Here is a 17,570-nt window from a genome sequence, read left to right on the forward strand (position 1 = left end):
CGTCGCTCGTTATATGAGCGCGCTGCTCGTCGCTGGGGTCGCTGTCCCGCCGGCCTTCGCCCAGACGGGGTCGATCCTGCCCGATCGAGCTGCGGAAACTTCGGCCCATGGGTCTGACGCCGACCGCGCGCACCGGACGATGAACGATTACGGCGTCTGCCTCGTCAAATCCAGGTTTACCGCCGTTCGGCGTGCCATTGCCTCGCCAGAAGGGCAGGTAGACGGAGCACTCAGTAGCCTTGCGATCGACGACTGCCTTCAGAGCGGTGAGCTTCGCATGTCGAGAACATTAATGCGCGGCGCCGTCTTCCGCGCCCTGTACATACACGATTTCGGCAGACGCCCGCCGGTCGCACCCATTATCGAGACGAGCGTGTCCACCAATGTGCCACCAGGCGACAATCCTTTGCGGGTCTTCGGCCGTTGCGTGCTTGGATCCGACGCCGCGAACACACGCGCGTTCGTCCTTGCCGTCCCTGCCACGTCGGCGGAACGCGACGCATTACGGGGTCTCGCTCCGGCGCTGGCGCGGTGCGTGGCTGGCGGGCAGACTATTCGGTTCAGTCGAGCGACGCTGCAGGGCGTGCTCGCGGAAGCTGCATATCGCAGTTCCAGCGTGCCGGTGAGCAACTAACATGCCTAAACTAAAAGTCGACGGGATCGAAGTGGAAATGCCGCAGGGCGCCACCGTGCTTCAGGCGTGCGAAGCTGCGGGCAAGGAAATTCCGCGCTTTTGCTATCACGAGCGGCTGTCCATCGCGGGCAACTGCCGGATGTGCCTGGTCGAGGTGAAGCCGGGCCCGCCCAAGCCGCAAGCTTCGTGCGCGCTGCCGGCGGCGGACAATCAGGAGGTGTTCACCACCACGCCGATGGTGAAGCATGCCCGCGAGGGCATCATGGAATTCCTGCTCATCAATCACCCGCTCGACTGCCCGATCTGCGATCAGGGCGGCGAGTGCGACCTGCAGGATCAGTCGGTCGCCTATGGCAAGGGCCACAGCCGCTACACCGAGAACAAGCGTGCGGTGACCGAGAAATATATGGGGCCGATCGTCAAGACGATCATGACGCGGTGCATCCAGTGCACGCGCTGCATCCGCTTCGCGGAGGAGGTCGCGGGCGTCGAGGAGATCGGCGCGATCTATCGCGGCGAGGACATGCAGATCACGTCGTACCTCGAACAGGCGGTGACCAGCGAGCTGTCGGGCAACGTCGTCGATCTGTGCCCGGTGGGCGCGCTGACGTCGAAGCCCTATGCCTATGAGGCGCGGCCGTGGGAGCTGCGCCGGACGTTGACGATCGATGTGCAGGACGCGGTCGGCACGAACATCCGGCTCGACAGTCGCGGTCGTCAGGTGCTGCGTTGCGTCCCGCGCATCAACGAGGACGTCAACGAGGAGTGGGCGCACGACAAGACGCGCCATCACGTCGACGGCTTGGTGCGGCGGCGGCTCGACCGGCCGTTCGTGCGGCGGGACGGCAAGCTGGTCGAGGCGACCTGGGACGAGGCGTTCGCGGCGATCGCGGCCGTAGAGCACGGTGGGTCTGTCGCGGCGGTGGCGGGCGACCTGGTCGATTGCGAGACGATGTACGCGGCCAAGTCGCTGGTGCGTGCGCTGGGCGGGTCGCTGATCGAGGGTCGCCAGACCGGCATGGCCTACGACACGTCCAGTCTGTCGGCGGTCAACTTCAACACCACGATCGCCGGTGCGGAGCGCGCAGACGCGGTGCTGCTGGTCGGCACCAACCTGCGCTGGGAAGCGCCACTGCTCAACACGCGCATTCGCAAGGCGATCAAGCGTGGCGCCAGGGTGTGGGCGATCGGGCCGGAGACCGATCTGACCTACAAGGTCGAGTGGCTCGGCGACGACCTGTCGCTGCTGGGGGCGCTGCCCGATGCCGTCATGCAGGCGTTCGCGACAGCGGAGCGGCCGATGGTGATCGTCGGCGGCGGAGCGCTGAAGGGCGGCCACGGCGCGGCGCTGGCGCTGGTCGAGCCGCTGGGGCTGGTCAAGGACACCGCTTCGGCAGGCTCAGGACATGGCTGGAACGGGTTCAACGTCGTCCATATGGCCGCGAGCCGGATGGGCGGGCTGATGCTCGGCTACGCGGCGAAGGGCGGGATCGCCGACCTCCATGACGCGAAGCTGACCTTCTTCCTCGGCGCGGACGAGGTCGATTACAGCCGCTTCGGCGGCTTCAAGGTCTATGTCGGCCACCATGGCGATCGTGGCGCGGCGGCGGCGGACGTGGTGCTGCCGGGCGCGGCCTATGCCGAAAAGGCAGGGATCTGGGTCAATCTGGAGGGCCGCGTCCAGCGTGGCGAGCGTGCGGTGTTCCCGCCGGGCGACGCGCGCGAGGACTGGAGCATCCTCCGCGCGCTGTCGGAGCGGCTCGGCACCACGCTGCCGTTCGACAGCTTCGCTGGCCTGCGCGAGGCGATGTTCACCGAGGTCCCGCAGCTGCGCGAGCAGGGGCTGGTGGCGTTCGACTGGTCGCCGCCCGCGCTGGACTCGACGGGACAGGGGTGGATCGAGGGCTATCCGATCAAGGATTTCTACCTCACCAACGCGATCTGCCGCGCCAGCCCGACGATGCAGCGCTGCTCGCAGGAGCTGGTCCACGGCGAAGCCTTTGCGGAGGCGGCTGAGTGACCGACTTCTTCAACACCACCGTCGGCTTACCCTATGGTTGGGCATGGTTCCTCGCGACGATCGCGGGCATCCTGCTGATCGCATTGCCGCTGATGCTGGCGGTGGCGATGATCATCTATGCCGATCGCAAGATCTGGGCGGCGATGGCGTTGCGGCGTGGGCCCAACGTGGTCGGGCCATTCGGGCTGCTGCAGAGCTTCGCGGATGGGCTGAAGGTGTTCCTGCAAGAGACGATCGTCCCGTCGGCAGCCAACCGCGTGCTGTTCCTGCTGGCGCCGATCATCACTTTCACCGTCGCGCTGATCGTCTGGGCGGTGGTGCCGTTCGGGGCGGGCGTGGTGCTCGCCGACATCAATGTCGGGCTGCTCTACGTGCTCGCGGCATCGAGCCTCGGCGTCTACGGCATCATCCTGGCGGGCTGGGCGTCGAACTCGAAATATCCCTTCTACTCGGCGTTGCGCGCGGCGGCGCAGATGGTCAGCTATGAAGTCGCGATCGGCTTCGTGCTCGTCACGGTCGTGCTGTGGGCCAGGTCGTTCAACCTGTCGGCGATCGTGCTGGCGCAGGCAAATATGTACGACCTGCCGATCAATGGCTTCGTGCTCAACCCGCTGCTGTTCCCGATGTGGGTGGTGTTCCTGATCTCGTCGATGGCGGAGACGCAGCGTGCGCCGTTCGACCTGACCGAGGCGGAGTCGGAACTGGTCGCCGGGTATCAGACTGAATACAGCTCGATGAGCTTTGCGCTGTTCTGGCTGGGCGAATACGCCAACGTGCTGCTGATGTGTGCGTTGAACGCGACGCTGTTCTGGGGTGGCTGGCTGCCGCTGTTCAACTTTGCGCCGTTCACCTGGGTGCCGGGCATCGTCAACCTGTTCGTGAAGATCCTGTTCTTCTTCTTCATTTTCTCGTGGGTGAAGGCGACGGTGCCGCGCTATCGCTACGATCAGCTGATGCGGCTGGGATGGAAGGTGTTTTTGCCGCTGTCGCTGCTATGGGTGTTTCTGGTGTCCGGCGTGTTGATGTGGATGAGGGTCGGAATATGACGATCGCACTTGCGCTCCTGATCGCCGGACAGGCCACCGCCGCCGCCGCACCCGCCCCGGCGCTTGGGACCGACACGCAGCTCAGCTGCACCCTAGTCGGTCCCGGCGACCGCAACGCCAGCCGACTCGATCTCGATTTCCGCAGCAAGAAAGCGCCGAACGCCACCCTCGCTTTCGCCGCCGACAGTCCGTTCGCGCGGGTGGGATCGACCAGCGTCGTCGCGCGCCGTGCAGATGGTCCGTATGTGATCGGCTTCGCGACCGGCAACGGCCAATATCGGCTGGAGCTGACGCCCCAGGGTTCCGGACAGGCGCAGGCGGTTCGGCTGCGTGTCACCAGCGTCGTCGATCGCACAATGCGGCTGACGGTGGCGCAGGGCTTTTGCAACGCGCGTCGCGGCAAGAAGCTTAACACACGCGCGTCGGTGCCGCTGCCCGTCGACGACGCCGTCCTGCCGCCGCCGTGGAAGCTCGCGGCGCTGCCGAGCCGCCTGCCCGACGCTGTGTGTCGGGTGGTGGCGCGCGACGGGCGGGTGCATCAGTTCAGCTATCAGATCACCACCGCCGACAAGAACGAGCTCAGCGCCAGCTATCGCTTCATCACCGCCGACCTCGCGGGGGCGACGACGCAGCTGGGGGCAGGGACGCAGTTCTACCTCGTCGCGCCGGCGCAGCGGATGGTCGCGACCACGCTGCTGCTCGGCACCGCCGCCGGAACCGCGGCGACCTATGTTCACACCACTTATGAGCGGCTGGGCACTTTTGTCGATTTCAGCCGTGCCGGCAACATCTTCGCGGTCGGCGAGTGCGGTACGCCGCCGATCTGGATCGCCGCCGCAGCAGGGACCCCGCCGCGATGACCGTCGCCCAGTTTGTCAAGTCCTTCACGCTTTGGGAGTTCCTGAAGGCGCACGCCAAGACGCTGCACTATTTCTTCAAGCCCAAGGCGACGATCAACTACCCGTTCGAGAAGATGCCGCTCAGCCCGCGTTTCCGCGGCGAGCACGCGTTGCGGCGTTATCCGAACGGCGAGGAGCGGTGCATCGCGTGCAAGCTGTGCGAGGCGGTGTGTCCCGCGCAGGCGATCACGATCGAGGCCGAACCGCGCGACGACGGGTCGCGCCGCACGACGCGCTACGACATCGACATGACGAAGTGCATCTATTGCGGGCTGTGCCAGGAGGCGTGCCCGGTCGATGCGATCGTCGAGGGGCCGAACTACGAGTTCTCGACCGAGACGCGTGAAGAGCTGATCTACGACAAGGCGAAGCTGCTCGATAACGGCGATCGCTGGGAAAGCGTGCTCGCCGCGAACCTTGCCGCCGATGCGCCCTACCGCTAGGCGCCCGTCCGAGATGAACAAGTCGACATGATTCAGGCGCTCGCCTTTTACCTGTTCGCGACCGTCGTGATCGTCGCCGCAGCGCTGACGGTGTCGTCGCGCAACCCGGTCCACGCGGTGATGTGGCTGATCCTGGCGTTCTTCAACGCCGCCGGGCTGATGGTGCTGTGCGGCGCGGAATTTATCGCGATGCTGCTGGTGATCGTCTATGTCGGCGCGGTCGCGGTGCTGTTCCTGTTCGTGGTGATGATGCTGGACATCGAGGTGGCTCAGATGCGCGCCGGGTTCGCCCGCTATTGGCCGCTCGGCTTTGCGATCGCGGCGGCGCTGCTGGCGGAGATCGTGATCGGCGTGCAGGCTTGGTCGATCGGCGGCGTCGATCTCGCGCGGCGTGCGGGGACGACGGTGGCGGCGAAGCCGAACATCGAGGCGCTCGGCGAGCTGCTCTACACCCGCTATCTCTTCGTGTTCGAGGGCGCCGGTCTGGTGCTACTGGTGGCGATGATCGGCGCGATCGTGCTGACCCATCGCGAGCGCAAGGGCACGCGCTATCAGAACGTCAGCCGCCAAAACGCGCGGCGGCCGCAGGACGCGACGCGCAACGTCGATCAGCCGGTCGGCGTCGGGGTGGAGCTGTGAATGGGCGGCGTCAGCATCGTTCACTGGCTGGTGTTCGCCGTGATCCTGCTCCTCTTGGTCGGCATACCGGCGGCCGCGATCGTCGCCTTTCTCCTGCTGCGGAAGCGCTGACGTGATCGGGCTCGTCCATTATCTGGTCGTCGCTGCGATCCTGTTCGCGCTCGGCGTGCTGGGCCTCGTCGCCAATCGCAAGAACCTGATCGTCATGTTGATGGCGATCGAGCTGATCCTGCTGGCGGTGAACCTCAACCTGGTGGCGTTCTCGTCCTACCTTCACGACATGGTCGGGCAGGTGTTCGCGATGTTCGTGCTGACGGTCGCGGCGGGCGAAGCGGCGATCGGGCTGGCGATCCTGGTGATCTATTTCCGCAGTCGCGGCACCATCGCGGTCGACGACGTCAACCGGATGAAGGGCTGAGATGATCCTCTTCATCGTCTTCCTGCCGCTGCTCGCCGCGGTGGTCGCGGGGCTTGGCAAGAAGCAGCTCGGCGCGCTGCCGTCGAAGCTGGTGACGACGGCGGCGCTGTTCGTCGCGGCGGCGCTGTCGTGGGTGATCTTCGCGGGCTTCCTCAGCGGCACCGCGACGCCCGGCGCGATCACGGTCCTAACCTGGATCGACTCCGGCTCGATGCACGCGGCGTGGCGGCTGAACGTCGATCAGCTCACCGCGGTGATGCTGGTCGTTATCACCACCGTGTCGGCGCTGGTCCATCTTTATAGCTGGGGCTATATGGCGGAGGACCCGGATCAGCCGCGGTTCTTCGCCTATCTGTCGCTGTTCACCTTCGCGATGCTGATGCTGGTGACCGCCGACACGCTGATCCAGATGTTCTTCGGCTGGGAAGGCGTCGGTCTCGCCAGCTACCTGCTGATCGGCTTCTGGTTCCGCAAACCCAGCGCCAACGCCGCCGCGATCAAGGCGTTCGTCGTCAACCGCGTCGGCGATCTCGGCTTCATGCTCGGCATCTTCGGCACCTATCTGGTGTTCGACACCGTCTCGATCCCCGCGATCCTCCACGCCGCGCCGGCGATGGCGGGGTCGACGATCGGGTTTCTGGGCCAGCGCTACGACACGATGACGGTGCTGTGCCTGCTGCTGTTCGTCGGCGCGATGGGCAAGTCGGCGCAGCTCGGGCTGCACACCTGGCTGCCCGACGCGATGGAGGGGCCGACGCCGGTCTCGGCGCTGATCCACGCCGCGACGATGGTGACCGCGGGCGTGTTCATGGTGTGCCGCCTGTCGCCGATGTTCGAGACGTCGCCGGACGCGCTGTCGGTGGTCCGCTTCGTCGGCGCCGCGACCTGTCTGTTCGCGGCGACGGTTGGCATGGTGCAGACCGACATCAAGCGCGTAATCGCCTATTCGACCTGTTCGCAGCTCGGCTATATGTTTTTCGCCGCCGGGATCGGCGCCTATGGCGCGGCGATGTTCCATCTGTTCACGCACGCTTTCTTCAAGGCGCTGCTGTTCTTGGGCGCGGGCAGCGTGATCCACGCGATGCACCACGAGCAGGACATGCGCTATTACGGGGGCCTGCGTAAAAGCATTCCGCTGACCTTCTGGGCGATGCTGCTGGGGACGCTGGCGATCACCGGCGTCGGTATCCCGGCGGTGTTCGGCAACCCGGTCGGGTTCGGCTTCGCGGGCTTCCATTCCAAGGACGCGATCATCGAGGCGGGGTGGGCGTCGGGCTGGACCGGCACCTGGTTCGTCGGCACGCTGGTCGCGCTCATCACCAGTTTCTATTCGTGGCGGCTGATGTTCCTGACCTTCTGGGGCGCGCCCCGCTGGATCAATTCGGAGCATATCCAGCACGCCCTCCACGACGCGCACGGGCATCACGACGACGCCGAGGAACAGACGCACGATACGACCGCGCATCCGCACCAGCGTCAGCCCGGCGCCGCCGATCTGCAGGACGGCACCGGCGGCTACCATCCGCACGAGAGCCCGCTAAGCATGTTGATCCCGCTCGGCGTGCTGTCGCTGGGTGCGGTGGTGGCGGGATTCGTCTTCCACGGCTGGTTTATCGAGCCCGACGCGGGCGAGCGTTACTGGCACGGCACGATCGCGTTCCGCGAGCATCTGATGCACTCGATCCACGAGGTGCCGTTGCTCATCAAGCTGTCGGCCAGCATCGCCATGCTGCTCGGGCTGTTCGGCGCCTGGTATGCCTATATCCGCCGCACCGACACGCCCGCCGCGGTCAGCGAACAGTTCGCGCCGGTCTACGATTTCCTGCTCCACAAATGGTATTTCGACGAATTGTACAACCTGCTGTTCGTGCGCCCCGCCTTCGCGATCGGGCGGCTGCTGTGGCACCGTGGCGACGAGGGCACGATCGATCGCTTCGGGCCGAACGGCGTCGCCGCCGTCGCCGCGTTCGGCAGCCGCGTCGCGGGCCGGTTCCAGTCGGGCTACCTCTACAGCTATGCGTTCGTGATGCTGATCGGGCTGACCGGCGCGGTGACCTGGGCGATCACGCGATGATCGGCGGCTTTCCGCTGCTGTCGGTGATGTTGGCGGTGCCGGCGCTGGCGGCGGTCGCGTGCCTGTTCCTGTCGCCCGCCAATGCGCGCTGGCTGGCGCTGGCGGCGACGCTGGTCGACTTCGCGCTGGGCGTCGTGATGTGGGCGGGGTTCCAGACCGGCGGGCCGCAGTGGCAGTTCGTCGAACAGGGGCCGAGCCTGGGCGTGTTCAGCTGGAGCCTCGGCATCGACGGTTTCGCGATGCTGCTCATCATGCTCTCCGTGTTCCTGATGCCGATCTGCATCGGTGCGAGCTGGCGCGCGATTGTCGACCGCGTGCCCGAATACATGGCGGCGTTCCTGTTCACGGAAGTGCTGATGATCGGCACCTTCGCGGCACAGGACCTGTTCCTGTTCTACATCTTCTTCGAGGCCGGGCTGATCCCGATGTACCTCATCATCGGCATCTGGGGCGGCGCCAACCGCATCTATGCCAGTTACAAGTTCTTCCTCTACACCCTGCTCGGCTCGGTCGTGATGCTGATCGCGATGCTCTACATGGCGCATGCGGCGGGGACGACGAGAGTACCGGCGCTGATGGCATACGACTTTCCGGCCGGCGTGCAGACCTGGTTATGGCTGGCCTTCTTCGCCAGCTTCGCGGTCAAGATGCCGATGTGGCCGGTCCACACCTGGCTCCCGGACGCACACGTCCAGGCGCCGACGGCGGGGTCGGTCATCCTCGCGGGTGTGCTGTTGAAGCTGGGAGGCTATGGCTTCCTGCGCTTTTCGCTGCCGATGTTCCCGGAGGCGAGCGCGCAGCTGGCGTGGCTGATCTTCGTGCTGTCGGCGATCGCGGTGGTCTATACCTCGCTGGTCGCGCTGGTGCAGGCGGACATGAAGAAGCTGATCGCCTATTCATCGGTCGCGCACATGGCGATCGTGACCATCGGCCTTTATGCCTTCAACCGCCAGGGGGTAGAGGGCGCGATGATGATGATGCTCAGCCACGGGCTGGTATCTGGTGCGCTGTTCCTGTGCGTGGGCGTGATCTACGACCGGCTGCACACGCGCGAGATCAGCCGCTATGGCGGGCTGTCGATCAACATGCCGCGTTATGCGCTGTTCTTCCTGCTGTTCACGATGGCGTCGATCGGGCTGCCGGGCACCAGCGGCTTCGTGGCGGAGTTCCTGAGCCTGATGGGCGTCTACAAGCTGTCGACCTGGACGGCGCTGATCTGCACCACCAGCATCATCCTGGGCGCGGCCTACATGCTCTACCTCTATCGCCGTGTCGCGTTCGGGGAGATCAAGTCGGCGGATGTCGCCGAGATGAAGGACCTGACCGGCCGCGAGCTGTGGCTGCTGGCGCCGATCGCGGCGGTGGTGATGTGGATGGGTGTCTATCCGGAGAGCTTCATGGCACCGATGCGGAAGGACGTGGCGGTGCTGCTCCAGCGGATCGACCGCGCCGCGCCGGCGAGCGACTCCGCGCCGACCGCGGGTAAGGGATTGGCTGCGGCCGCCCAGGCGGGAGCGCACCACTGATGGGCGCGAACATGATGATGACACTGCCCGAGGTGGTGCTGTCGGCGGGCGCGATCCTGCTGATGCTCGTCGCCGCCTGGGGCGGGGCCGCGTCGACGCGCGCAGTCAGCTGGGCGGCGGTGGCGGTGCTGATCGGCGCGGGCGTGGCGCTCGCCGGGCCGGCGACGTCGGGGGGCGAGGCCTATGGCGGCCTCTACCGCGCCGATGCGTTCGCCGGGTTCGCGAAGATCCTGATCTATCTCGCCACCGCCGTGTCGATCGTAATCGCGCCCGGCTTTTTCGGCCGCACTGCGGGCGACGACCTGCGGCCCGAATACCCGGTGCTGATGCTGCTTGCGGCGGTGGGCATGGGGATGATGGTGTCGGCGGGCGACATGCTGACGCTGTATGTCGGGCTGGAGCTGCAGTCGCTCGCCTCTTACGTGCTCGCCAGCTTCATGCGCCGCGATAGCCGCTCGGCTGAGGCGGGGCTGAAATATTTCGTGCTCGGCGCGCTGGCGAGCGGCATCCTGCTCTACGGCGTCAGCCTGATCTACGGCTTCGCCGGCACGACGCTGTTCTCCGGGATCGCCGCTGCCTATGCCGGCGCGGCACCCGGCACGGCGACGTTCCTCGGCCTCGTCTTCGGGCTGGTGTTCGTCTTCGCCGGTATTGCGTTCAAGATGGCGGTGGTGCCTTTCCACATGTGGACGCCCGACGTTTATGAGGGCGCGCCGACGCCGGTGACCACCTTCTTCGCCACCGCGTCGAAGGTGTCCGCCGTGGCGCTTGCCGCACGCGTCGCGATCGGGGCTATGGCACCGGCATATGGCCAGTGGCAGCAGATCGTGATCTTCGCCGCGCTGGCGTCGATCGTCCTCGGTGCGGTCGCGGCGATCGGCCAGAGCAACATCAAGCGGCTGCTCGCCTATTCCTCGATCAACAATGTCGGCTTCATCCTGGTCGGGCTGGCGGCGGGCACCGACGAAGGCGTCGCGGCGATCCTGTTCTACCTGGCGGTCTATGTCGCGATGACGCTGGGCGCGTTCGTGGTGGTGTTGCAGATGCGCGGCCCCGACGGCGAGCAGCTGGAATCGATCGCAAGCCTGTCGGGCCTGTCGCGCACCCGGCCGGCACTGGCGGCGGCGATGGCGATCTTCATGTTCTCGCTCGCGGGCATTCCGCCGCTGCTGGGTTTCAACGCCAAGCTGGCGGTGTTCCGTGCGGCGGTGAATGCGGGGTTGTACCCGCTCGCGGTGGCGGGCTTCGTCGCGTCGGTGATCGGCGCCTATTATTACCTGCGCGTCATCAAGGTGATGTATTTCGACGACCCCGCCCCCGAGTTCTCGCGCGGACATGACCGGGTCGAGGGCGGGCTGATCGCCGCATCGGCGCTGGTCGTGTCGCCGCTCGGCTGGTTCCTGCTCGCGCCGCTTGGTGCGTGGACGATGGCCGCCGCGCATGCGCTGTTCTAGGGCACTGCGCCGCTGACCACGATCCGTACCGTCGCGGAAACCGGATCGACCAACGCCGACCTGCTCGCGCTGGCGCGATCGGGCATCGAGGAGGGGTTCTGGCTTCGCGCCGAGCGGCAGACCGCGGGGCGGGGGCGACAGGGCAGGGCGTGGGTGTCGCCGCCGGGTAATTTCTACGGGTCGACGTTGGTGCGGCTGCGGGCGGGTGACCCGTCGGCGGCGACGCTGGGCTTCGTCGCGGCGGTGGCGTTGTGCGAAGTGGTCGCGCTGCTGCTCGATCGGTCATCCGTGGCCGGGCACGGCGAGGCGCGCCTGAAATGGCCCAACGACCTGTTGGTCGGCGGCGCGAAGCTGTCGGGCATCCTTCTCGAGCGCGCCGACGACGCTGTGGTGGTCGGGGTCGGGGCCAATCTTGCGCATCACCCCGACCTGCGCGACCGCCCGACCACCAGCCTCGCCTCCCACGGCGCCCTGCTCGCGCCCGAACCGTTCGCCGAGATGCTGGCCGAGGGCTTCGCGCGCTGGCTGGCCCGCTGGCGCGGCGAAGGGTTCGCCGCCGTTCGCACCCGCTGGCTCGACCTTGCCCATCCGCGCGGCACCGCGCTCGCGGTCCATCTGCCCGACGGGGCCGCCGTCCAGGGACTGTTCGACGGCCTCGACCCGGACGGGGCGCTCATCCTTCGCTTGGCGGCGGGCGAACCGCGTGTCATTCACGCCGCCGATGTATTCTTGGCCTGACCCATGCTGCTAGCGATCGATGCGGGCAACACCAACGTCGTGTTTGCTGTTCTCGACGGACGGAGGATCGTCGCGCGCTGGCGGATCGCCACCGACCCGCGCCGCACCGCCGACGAATATGCGGTGTGGCTCAGTCAGTTGCTCCACCTCGAAGGCATGAGCCGCGACGTGATCGAGCGCGTTATCATCGCCACCGTCGTGCCGCGCGCGCTCCACAATCTGGAGGTGCTGGCCGAGAAATATTTCAATACGACCGCGCTGGTCGCCGGCCGCGCCCCGGTCGAGTGGGGCATCGCTCTCGATGTCGACGAGCCGCAGTCGCTCGGCGCCGACCGCGCGGTCAACACCATCGCCGCGCATGCGCTCCACCCCGGCGACCTGATCGTGGTCGACTTCGGCACCGCCACGACCTTCGACGTCAGCGACTTTTCGGGCGCCTACAAGGGCGGGATCATCGCGCCCGGCCTCAACCTATCGCTCGACGCGCTGGTCACCGCCGCCGCCAAGCTGCCCCGCGTCGCGATCGAGGCGCCCAAGGGGGGCACCGGCGTCATCGGGCGGAACACCGTCGATCAGATGCAGATCGGCATCTTCTGGGGCTATATCGCGCTGGTCGAGGGGTTGGTCGCGCGGCTAAAGCAGGAGGTCGGGCGACCGACCAAGGTGATCGCCACCGGCGGACTCGCCACGCTGCTGACCGAACATACCGCCGTCTTCGACACGATCGAACCCGACCTGACCATTCAGGGGCTGGCGATCATGTCGGAGCGCGCCCATATACCGGCCTAGAGTTTTCCCCACCGGTGTCGACCGGTAACCCCGCTATCCCAATATCGTCAACGGAGCGACGTCGTCGCTCGGGCGGGCATGACGAGAGAATATCAGGACTACATGACTCCCAGAAACAACGAATTGCTCTTCTGCGCCCTCGGCGGCTCGGGCGAGATCGGCATGAACGTGACGCTGTACGGGACGGCCGGCAAATGGCTGATGGTCGATTGCGGCGTGACCTTCGCCGATGCGGGCTATCCCGGTATCGACCTCATTCTCCCTGACCTCCAATTCATCGAGGAGCGCCGCGACGACCTGGTCGGCATCGTGCTGACCCACGGGCATGAGGATCACATCGGCGCGCTGCCGTACCTGGCCGAAGAGCTGGGCGTGCCGCTCTACGCCACCGCTTTCACCGCCGGGCTGATCCGCGGCAAGCTGGAGGAAGAAGGGCTGACCGATCAGGTCAAGCTGCGTGTCATCGGCACCGGCAAGCGGTTCGACCTTGGGCCGTTCGGCGTGACCTTCGTGCCCATGTCGCACTCGATCCCGGAGGCCAACGCGCTGACGATCGAAACGGCGGCGGGCAGCGTCTTCCACACCGGCGACTGGAAGCTCGATCCGTCGCCGGTGATCGGCAAGCCCTCGACGCCCGAGCAGCTTACCGCGATCGGCGACAAGGGCATCGACGTGCTCGTCTGCGATTCGACCAACGTCTTCAACGCCGAGCGCTCAGGGTCGGAGAGCAGCGTGCGCGAGGGGCTGCTCGAGGTCGTCGGACAGGCGAAGGGGCGCGTGCTCGTCACCACCTTCGCGTCCAACGCGGCGCGGCTGCACACGCTCGGCCAGGTGGCGAAGCAGACCGGGCGGACGGTGTGCGTCACTGGCCGCTCGCTCGACCGCATCCTGCGCGTCGCCCGCGCAACCGGCTACCTCACCGATTTCCCGGAGACGGTGGACCCGGAGACGGCGATGCGACTGCCCGCCAATCGCGTTCTGATCGTCGCCACGGGCGGTCAGGGTGAGCCGCGCGCCGCGCTTGCACGGGTGGCCGAGGGCACGCATCCGATTTCGCTCAAGGCGGGCGACACCGTCGTCTTCTCGTCGAAGCAGATCCCCGGCAACGAGGTCGCGATCGGGCGCATCCAGAACATCCTGGCGGGTCGTGGCGTGGAGATGATTACCGAGCGCCAGGCGCATGTCCATGTGTCGGGGCATCCCGGCCGTCCCGAGCTCGCGGACATGTATCGCTGGATCAGGCCGTCGGTGCTCGTCCCCGTTCATGGCGAGATGCGGCATCTTCAGGAGCAGGCGCGGTTCGGCAAGGCGGAGGGGATCGCGGAGACGGTCGTCCAGACCGACGGCGACCTGCTCCGGCTGCTGCCCGGCCCGGTCGCGAAGATAGGCAACGCCACGGTCGGCCGGCTGGTGCTCGACGGCGACATCATCCTGCCTTCCGACGGCGCGACGATCAACGAGCGCCGCCGGATCGCGGTGAACGGTCAGGTCTCGGTCGCCGTCGCCGTGCGTGACGGGCGGCTGCTGGGTCGTCCCGAGGTGCGCGTGCAGGGCGTGCCGGTCGAGGAGGATCGGGCCGCCTTCGTCGCCGACGCGGGCGACGCGGCGGCGGCGGCGGTGAAGGGCGGCAAGCGCAACACCGACCGGCTGCGCGAAGACATTCGCCTGGCGGTGCGGCGGACGGCGACGCGATGGACGGGCAAGAAGCCGATCGTCGACGTGATGCTCATCGAGGTCTGACATGCGCTGGACCTCGGCGCTCGCGATCTACATCCTGTTCTGGGCTTTCTCGGTGTTCCTGGTCCTGCCCTTTGGCGTCCGTACGACGCGCGAGGCCGGGGGCGAGCACATCCCCGGCACTGCCGAAAGCGCGCCGCACGGATTCCGGCCGCGCCGCGTCGCGATGCGGGTGACGGTGGTCGCCACCGTGCTGTTCGGGCTGTTCATGCTGAACTATCATTTCGACTGGATCGACCAGCAGTCGCTGACCTTCTTCAACCTGCAGGAAGCACCGGAGGTCAGGTAGCGCGTCCGCCGCGACGTCGTTTCCTGTCCCTTAGCCAGCCCAGCGGTTCAGACCGCCGGCATGACCACTGCGCTTCTCCCCGTCCCGACGTCCCCGGTGCGACCGGGCGTGGAAACTGAGGTGAAGGTCACGGAACGTAGCGTCAATTTCGTCGATTTCAGCCGCGAATTACCGCAGCCGTTCGATCGCCTGCGCCATCGCCACGTACAGCTTGCCCATGTCGCCCGACAGCAGCGTCACGCCCAGCGGCGAGCCGTCGCGCTGCACCAGCACCGCGCGCAGCATCGATTCGAAATCGTGGATGTAGCGGTTCACCTGCTCGCGGAAGCTGGCGTCGGCATCGTACAGTGCCGCAATCGCGCGCGCCTCGCCGGCGTCCAGCAGCCGCACCGCGCGCCGGGTGAAGACGCCGCGATCACCCTTCAGATATGCCGCCCAGGCACTGTCCGCGACCTCGGGCGACAGCGTGCGCGTGATGTCGATCGAGGCGGAGTTGAGCGCTTCGATCAGCAACGAGACGCGGCGCGCGAAGGTGTCGCGGTCGTGCTCGTCACGCTCGGCGCGTGCGTCCTCGATCCGCGTCTCGACGATCGCGGTCTGGTCGGCGATCGCCTGCACATGCGTCGCCAGCCGCTCGGTCGCGCGGGTCGAGGCATCCACCGCCCGCGCCGTCGCATCGGTGACGGCGGCGATCTGCCGCTCGACGGTGTCGCTGGTCGCGCGCGCCAGCGCTGCCGCGCTCGCCGCTTCCAGCTTCGCCGTGGCCTCCGGGATCACCTGACCCAGCGCCTCGCGCGCCTTGTCGGCCGCCGACTGCGCCGTCTCGCGCACCCGCAGCAGCGCTTCCAGCAGGCGCGGTGCGGCATCCTCGGCGAAGCGGTTCGTGCGGCCGATCGTCTCGTCGACCATCACGCCCAGCGCATCGGCCTTGGTGCGACCCTCGTTGAGCGTCTGTAGCAGCTGCGACGACAGCTGGTCGACCACGCGGCGCTGATCGGTGATGACGCCGGCGACCGCCTCGATCGCATCGTGCGTGCTTTCGGCGGCGGTGACGAGCGCGAGTAGCTCGGGCTTGGTGGCGCCGATCACGCCCTTGCTGTCGGCGACCTTGGCGTCGAGCCGGGTCAGCGCATCCGGCAACGTCTCGTCAATCTCTCGTGCGGCGGCGTCGAGTGCGATCAGCAGCGACTCGGTCGTGCCGATCGTCCGCGTCGCCATCGCCTCACCCGCCCGCAACGCCTCCGTCATCGCGTCGGCGGAGCCGCCCAGCGCGCTGATCGAAGCGGCGAGCATCTGCGAGCGCTCGACGCCTTGATGGTGCAGCGTCGCCATCCGGTTCTCGACGCGCTCCAGCCCGCCTTCCAGTCCGGCGACGACCGCCTCGCCCGACGCGCGCTGCTCGTCGAGTCGCGTTGCAACCCGATCGATCGTGCCCTCGACCGTCTCGATCCTCGCAGCCAGCGTCTCGGCCGATTCACGTGCGGCGGTGTCCAGCGCCGCCTGATGCGCGCCGACCATCGCCAGCATCGCGTCGCCCTGCGCGGCGATTCCCTGACGCGAGCGGTCGACCGCGTCGGCGGTGCGGCCGAGCAGGGCGTCGATCGCGACCGTCATCGCAGACGTGACCGCCTCCAGCCGCGCCGCCGCCGCCTCGCTGGTGCCTTCCATCCGCTGGAGGTGGTCTGCCAGCGCCTGCGCCGCGCCCCCCGCGATCCGGTCGGCATCGTGACCCTGCGCGGCGAGCGCGGTCAGCCGCTCATGCAGCGCCGCCGCCTGATCGCGTGCGTTCTCGGCCGTGACGTCGAGCAGCGCCGCCGCCGCCTCGGTCTCGCCCCGTGCGCGCGGCAGGTTGGCGAGCAGCGCGCCGACACTGTCCTCGGCGCGGCGGGCCGCTTCGCTCAGCGTCGTGGCATGACGGTCGGCGAGCACCACCTCGCCGGCCAGGCTCTGGCTCAGCGTGGCGAGTCGTTGACCCGCCGCATCGCCCCGATCGAGCAGGTCTTCGACATGCGCGGCCAGCCCCTGGCGGTGCGCGTCCACCTGACGTCCCATCGCAGCGACGGCGGACTCAAGCCGCGCGGATTCGGTCCGCATCGCTGCCGCCGTCCGGCCGAAGCGCCGCGCCTCGGCGTGGCTGGTCCTCAGCGCCAGCAGCCACACGATGCCGAGGGCGGCAGGCACGATGACGAGCGCCGCGACGAACTCCACCAGCGCGACGGGCGGCAAGGTCGGCAAGGCGTCCCGCGCCAGCCAGAGCGCGCCGCCGACCCAGATCAGCGATGCGACCACCGCGACCATCACAGCGGCGAGCCGCAGGCCGTGGCGCGATGGCACCGCCTCGACCTGGTCCTCGATCCAGCCGCTTTCGAGGTCGAGATCGTGCGGCGCCGCGGCGCTGGGTGGCGCGCGACTGGTGTCGGCGCGGATTTCGACCGCGATGGAGCCCCCGTTCATCGGTGGGATTTACCATCTTTCCGCCGTCCGCAAAGCCCCGAACGCAACGCTTCGGTAAACACCGTCGCATATGGAAGGCGGCATGGCGTACGATCCGGGAGCGATAGAGGCGACGCTGGCGGCGGCGGTGGGGGACGATCCCGCGCTGATCGTCGAGCTGCGGATCGCGTTCGTCGAAAGCGCGGCGGCGGCGCTCACCGGTCTGGACCTCGCGGCCGGTCCGGAGGCGTGGGTCGCGGCGGCGGGTCGACTGAAGGGATTGGCGGCCAGCTTCGGCGCGGTGCGGCTGATGGCGCTGGCGAGCGAAGCGGTGAAGGCGGGTGCGCCCGACCCGCAACTGCTCGGTCGCATCAGGCGGATGGTGGCGCGGCTCTAGCCGTAGCCGCCCCCACGCCGTAACAGCCGCGACA

At 67.5% G+C, this 17,570-nt stretch carries 16 protein-coding genes; 15 read left to right on the forward strand and 1 reads right to left on the reverse strand.

Features of this window, described 5'->3' with window-relative positions; genetic code table 11:
• Positions 1–13: 13 nt before the first annotated feature.
• The 14 genes from ACOFKS_RS12175 to ACOFKS_RS12240 all read left to right on the forward strand — a co-directional run bounded on the left by ACOFKS_RS12175 (position 14) and on the right by ACOFKS_RS12240 (position 14,706).
• Entirely contained in the window at positions 14–634 is a 621-nt protein-coding gene (locus tag ACOFKS_RS12175; RefSeq protein ID WP_419809514.1) for a hypothetical protein, read from the forward strand.
• A 1-nt stretch (position 635) separates the two neighbouring features.
• Positions 636–2,654, forward strand: a complete 2,019-nt coding sequence (gene nuoG, locus ACOFKS_RS12180) for an NADH-quinone oxidoreductase subunit NuoG (protein WP_419809515.1) — start codon at positions 636–638, stop codon at positions 2,652–2,654.
• Positions 2,651–3,700, forward strand: a complete 1,050-nt coding sequence (gene nuoH, locus ACOFKS_RS12185) for an NADH-quinone oxidoreductase subunit NuoH (RefSeq protein WP_419809516.1) — start codon at positions 2,651–2,653, stop codon at positions 3,698–3,700. Before nuoG ends, nuoH begins: the two co-directional genes overlap by 4 nt.
• A complete protein-coding gene (locus ACOFKS_RS12190; protein ID WP_419809517.1) occupies positions 3,697–4,560 on the forward strand; it encodes a hypothetical protein in 864 nt (287 codons plus the stop codon). The genes nuoH and ACOFKS_RS12190 overlap by 4 nt, the downstream gene beginning before the upstream one ends.
• Entirely contained in the window at positions 4,557–5,042 is a 486-nt protein-coding gene (gene nuoI, locus ACOFKS_RS12195) for an NADH-quinone oxidoreductase subunit NuoI (protein ID WP_419809518.1), read from the forward strand. Before ACOFKS_RS12190 ends, nuoI begins: the two co-directional genes overlap by 4 nt.
• Before the next feature lie 27 nt (positions 5,043–5,069).
• A complete protein-coding gene (locus ACOFKS_RS12200; RefSeq protein ID WP_419809519.1) occupies positions 5,070–5,681 on the forward strand; it encodes an NADH-quinone oxidoreductase subunit J in 612 nt (203 codons plus the stop codon).
• 112 nt (positions 5,682–5,793) lie between these two features.
• Positions 5,794–6,099 carry an NADH-quinone oxidoreductase subunit NuoK gene (gene nuoK, locus ACOFKS_RS12205; protein ID WP_419809520.1) on the forward strand — a complete coding sequence of 102 codons (306 nt, stop codon included), beginning with the start codon at positions 5,794–5,796 and terminating at the stop codon, positions 6,097–6,099.
• Position 6,100: 1 nt separating this feature from the next.
• Positions 6,101–8,173 (forward strand): NADH-quinone oxidoreductase subunit L, encoded by a 2,073-nt coding sequence (gene nuoL / locus ACOFKS_RS12210; RefSeq protein WP_419809521.1) that lies wholly within the window; start codon positions 6,101–6,103, stop codon positions 8,171–8,173.
• Positions 8,173–9,699, forward strand: coding sequence for an NADH-quinone oxidoreductase subunit M (locus tag ACOFKS_RS12215; protein ID WP_419809664.1), 1,527 nt, complete (start codon positions 8,173–8,175; stop codon positions 9,697–9,699). The genes nuoL and ACOFKS_RS12215 overlap by 1 nt, the downstream gene beginning before the upstream one ends.
• Positions 9,699–11,153: an NADH-quinone oxidoreductase subunit NuoN gene (gene nuoN / locus ACOFKS_RS12220; RefSeq protein ID WP_419809522.1), complete on the forward strand. Its 1,455-nt coding sequence runs from the start codon at positions 9,699–9,701 to the stop codon at positions 11,151–11,153. The genes ACOFKS_RS12215 and nuoN overlap by 1 nt, the downstream gene beginning before the upstream one ends.
• 21 nt (positions 11,154–11,174) lie before the next feature.
• The gene (locus tag ACOFKS_RS12225; RefSeq protein ID WP_419809665.1) at positions 11,175–11,891 is read left to right on the forward strand and encodes a biotin--[acetyl-CoA-carboxylase] ligase; all 717 of its coding nucleotides are present in this window, start codon (positions 11,175–11,177) and stop codon (positions 11,889–11,891) included.
• Positions 11,892–11,894: 3 nt separating this feature from the next.
• The gene (locus ACOFKS_RS12230; RefSeq protein WP_419809523.1) at positions 11,895–12,680 is read left to right on the forward strand and encodes a type III pantothenate kinase; all 786 of its coding nucleotides are present in this window, start codon (positions 11,895–11,897) and stop codon (positions 12,678–12,680) included.
• 102 nt (positions 12,681–12,782) lie between these two features.
• Entirely contained in the window at positions 12,783–14,420 is a 1,638-nt protein-coding gene (locus ACOFKS_RS12235) for a ribonuclease J (RefSeq protein WP_419809524.1), read from the forward strand.
• Position 14,421: 1 nt separating this feature from the next.
• Positions 14,422–14,706 (forward strand): DUF1467 family protein, encoded by a 285-nt coding sequence (locus tag ACOFKS_RS12240; protein WP_419809525.1) that lies wholly within the window; start codon positions 14,422–14,424, stop codon positions 14,704–14,706.
• Between the two features lie 168 nt (positions 14,707–14,874).
• Here the strand turns inward: ACOFKS_RS12240 and ACOFKS_RS12245 are convergent, their stop codons facing one another.
• Positions 14,875–17,160: a hypothetical protein gene (locus ACOFKS_RS12245; protein ID WP_419809526.1), complete on the reverse strand. Its 2,286-nt coding sequence runs from the start codon at positions 17,158–17,160 to the stop codon at positions 14,875–14,877.
• A gap of 82 nt (positions 17,161–17,242) precedes the next feature.
• Between ACOFKS_RS12245 and ACOFKS_RS12250 the strand changes: the two genes are divergently transcribed.
• The gene (locus ACOFKS_RS12250) at positions 17,243–17,536 is read left to right on the forward strand and encodes an Hpt domain-containing protein (RefSeq protein ID WP_419809527.1); all 294 of its coding nucleotides are present in this window, start codon (positions 17,243–17,245) and stop codon (positions 17,534–17,536) included.
• The last annotated feature ends 34 nt before the right edge of the window (positions 17,537–17,570 follow it).

This window comes from Sphingomonas sp. (genome assembly GCF_965200135.1).
Lineage (GTDB): Bacteria > Pseudomonadota > Alphaproteobacteria > Sphingomonadales > Sphingomonadaceae > Sphingomonas.

Coding starts and splice junctions, on each gene's coding strand:
- ACOFKS_RS12175 (WP_419809514.1), top strand. CDS start 14: ATGAGCGCGCTGCTCGTCGCTGGGGTCGCTGTCCCGCCGGCCTTCGCC.
- nuoG (WP_419809515.1), top strand. CDS start 636: ATGCCTAAACTAAAAGTCGACGGGATCGAAGTGGAAATGCCGCAGGGC.
- ACOFKS_RS12190 (WP_419809517.1), top strand. CDS start 3,697: ATGACGATCGCACTTGCGCTCCTGATCGCCGGACAGGCCACCGCCGCC.
- nuoI (WP_419809518.1), top strand. CDS start 4,557: ATGACCGTCGCCCAGTTTGTCAAGTCCTTCACGCTTTGGGAGTTCCTG.
- ACOFKS_RS12200 (WP_419809519.1), top strand. CDS start 5,070: ATGATTCAGGCGCTCGCCTTTTACCTGTTCGCGACCGTCGTGATCGTC.
- nuoL (WP_419809521.1), top strand. CDS start 6,101: ATGATCCTCTTCATCGTCTTCCTGCCGCTGCTCGCCGCGGTGGTCGCG.
- nuoN (WP_419809522.1), top strand. CDS start 9,699: ATGGGCGCGAACATGATGATGACACTGCCCGAGGTGGTGCTGTCGGCG.
- ACOFKS_RS12230 (WP_419809523.1), top strand. CDS start 11,895: ATGCTGCTAGCGATCGATGCGGGCAACACCAACGTCGTGTTTGCTGTT.
- ACOFKS_RS12235 (WP_419809524.1), top strand. CDS start 12,783: ATGACTCCCAGAAACAACGAATTGCTCTTCTGCGCCCTCGGCGGCTCG.
- ACOFKS_RS12240 (WP_419809525.1), top strand. CDS start 14,422: ATGCGCTGGACCTCGGCGCTCGCGATCTACATCCTGTTCTGGGCTTTC.
- ACOFKS_RS12245 (WP_419809526.1), bottom strand. CDS start 17,160: ATGAACGGGGGCTCCATCGCGGTCGAAATCCGCGCCGACACCAGTCGC.
- ACOFKS_RS12250 (WP_419809527.1), top strand. CDS start 17,243: ATGGCGTACGATCCGGGAGCGATAGAGGCGACGCTGGCGGCGGCGGTG.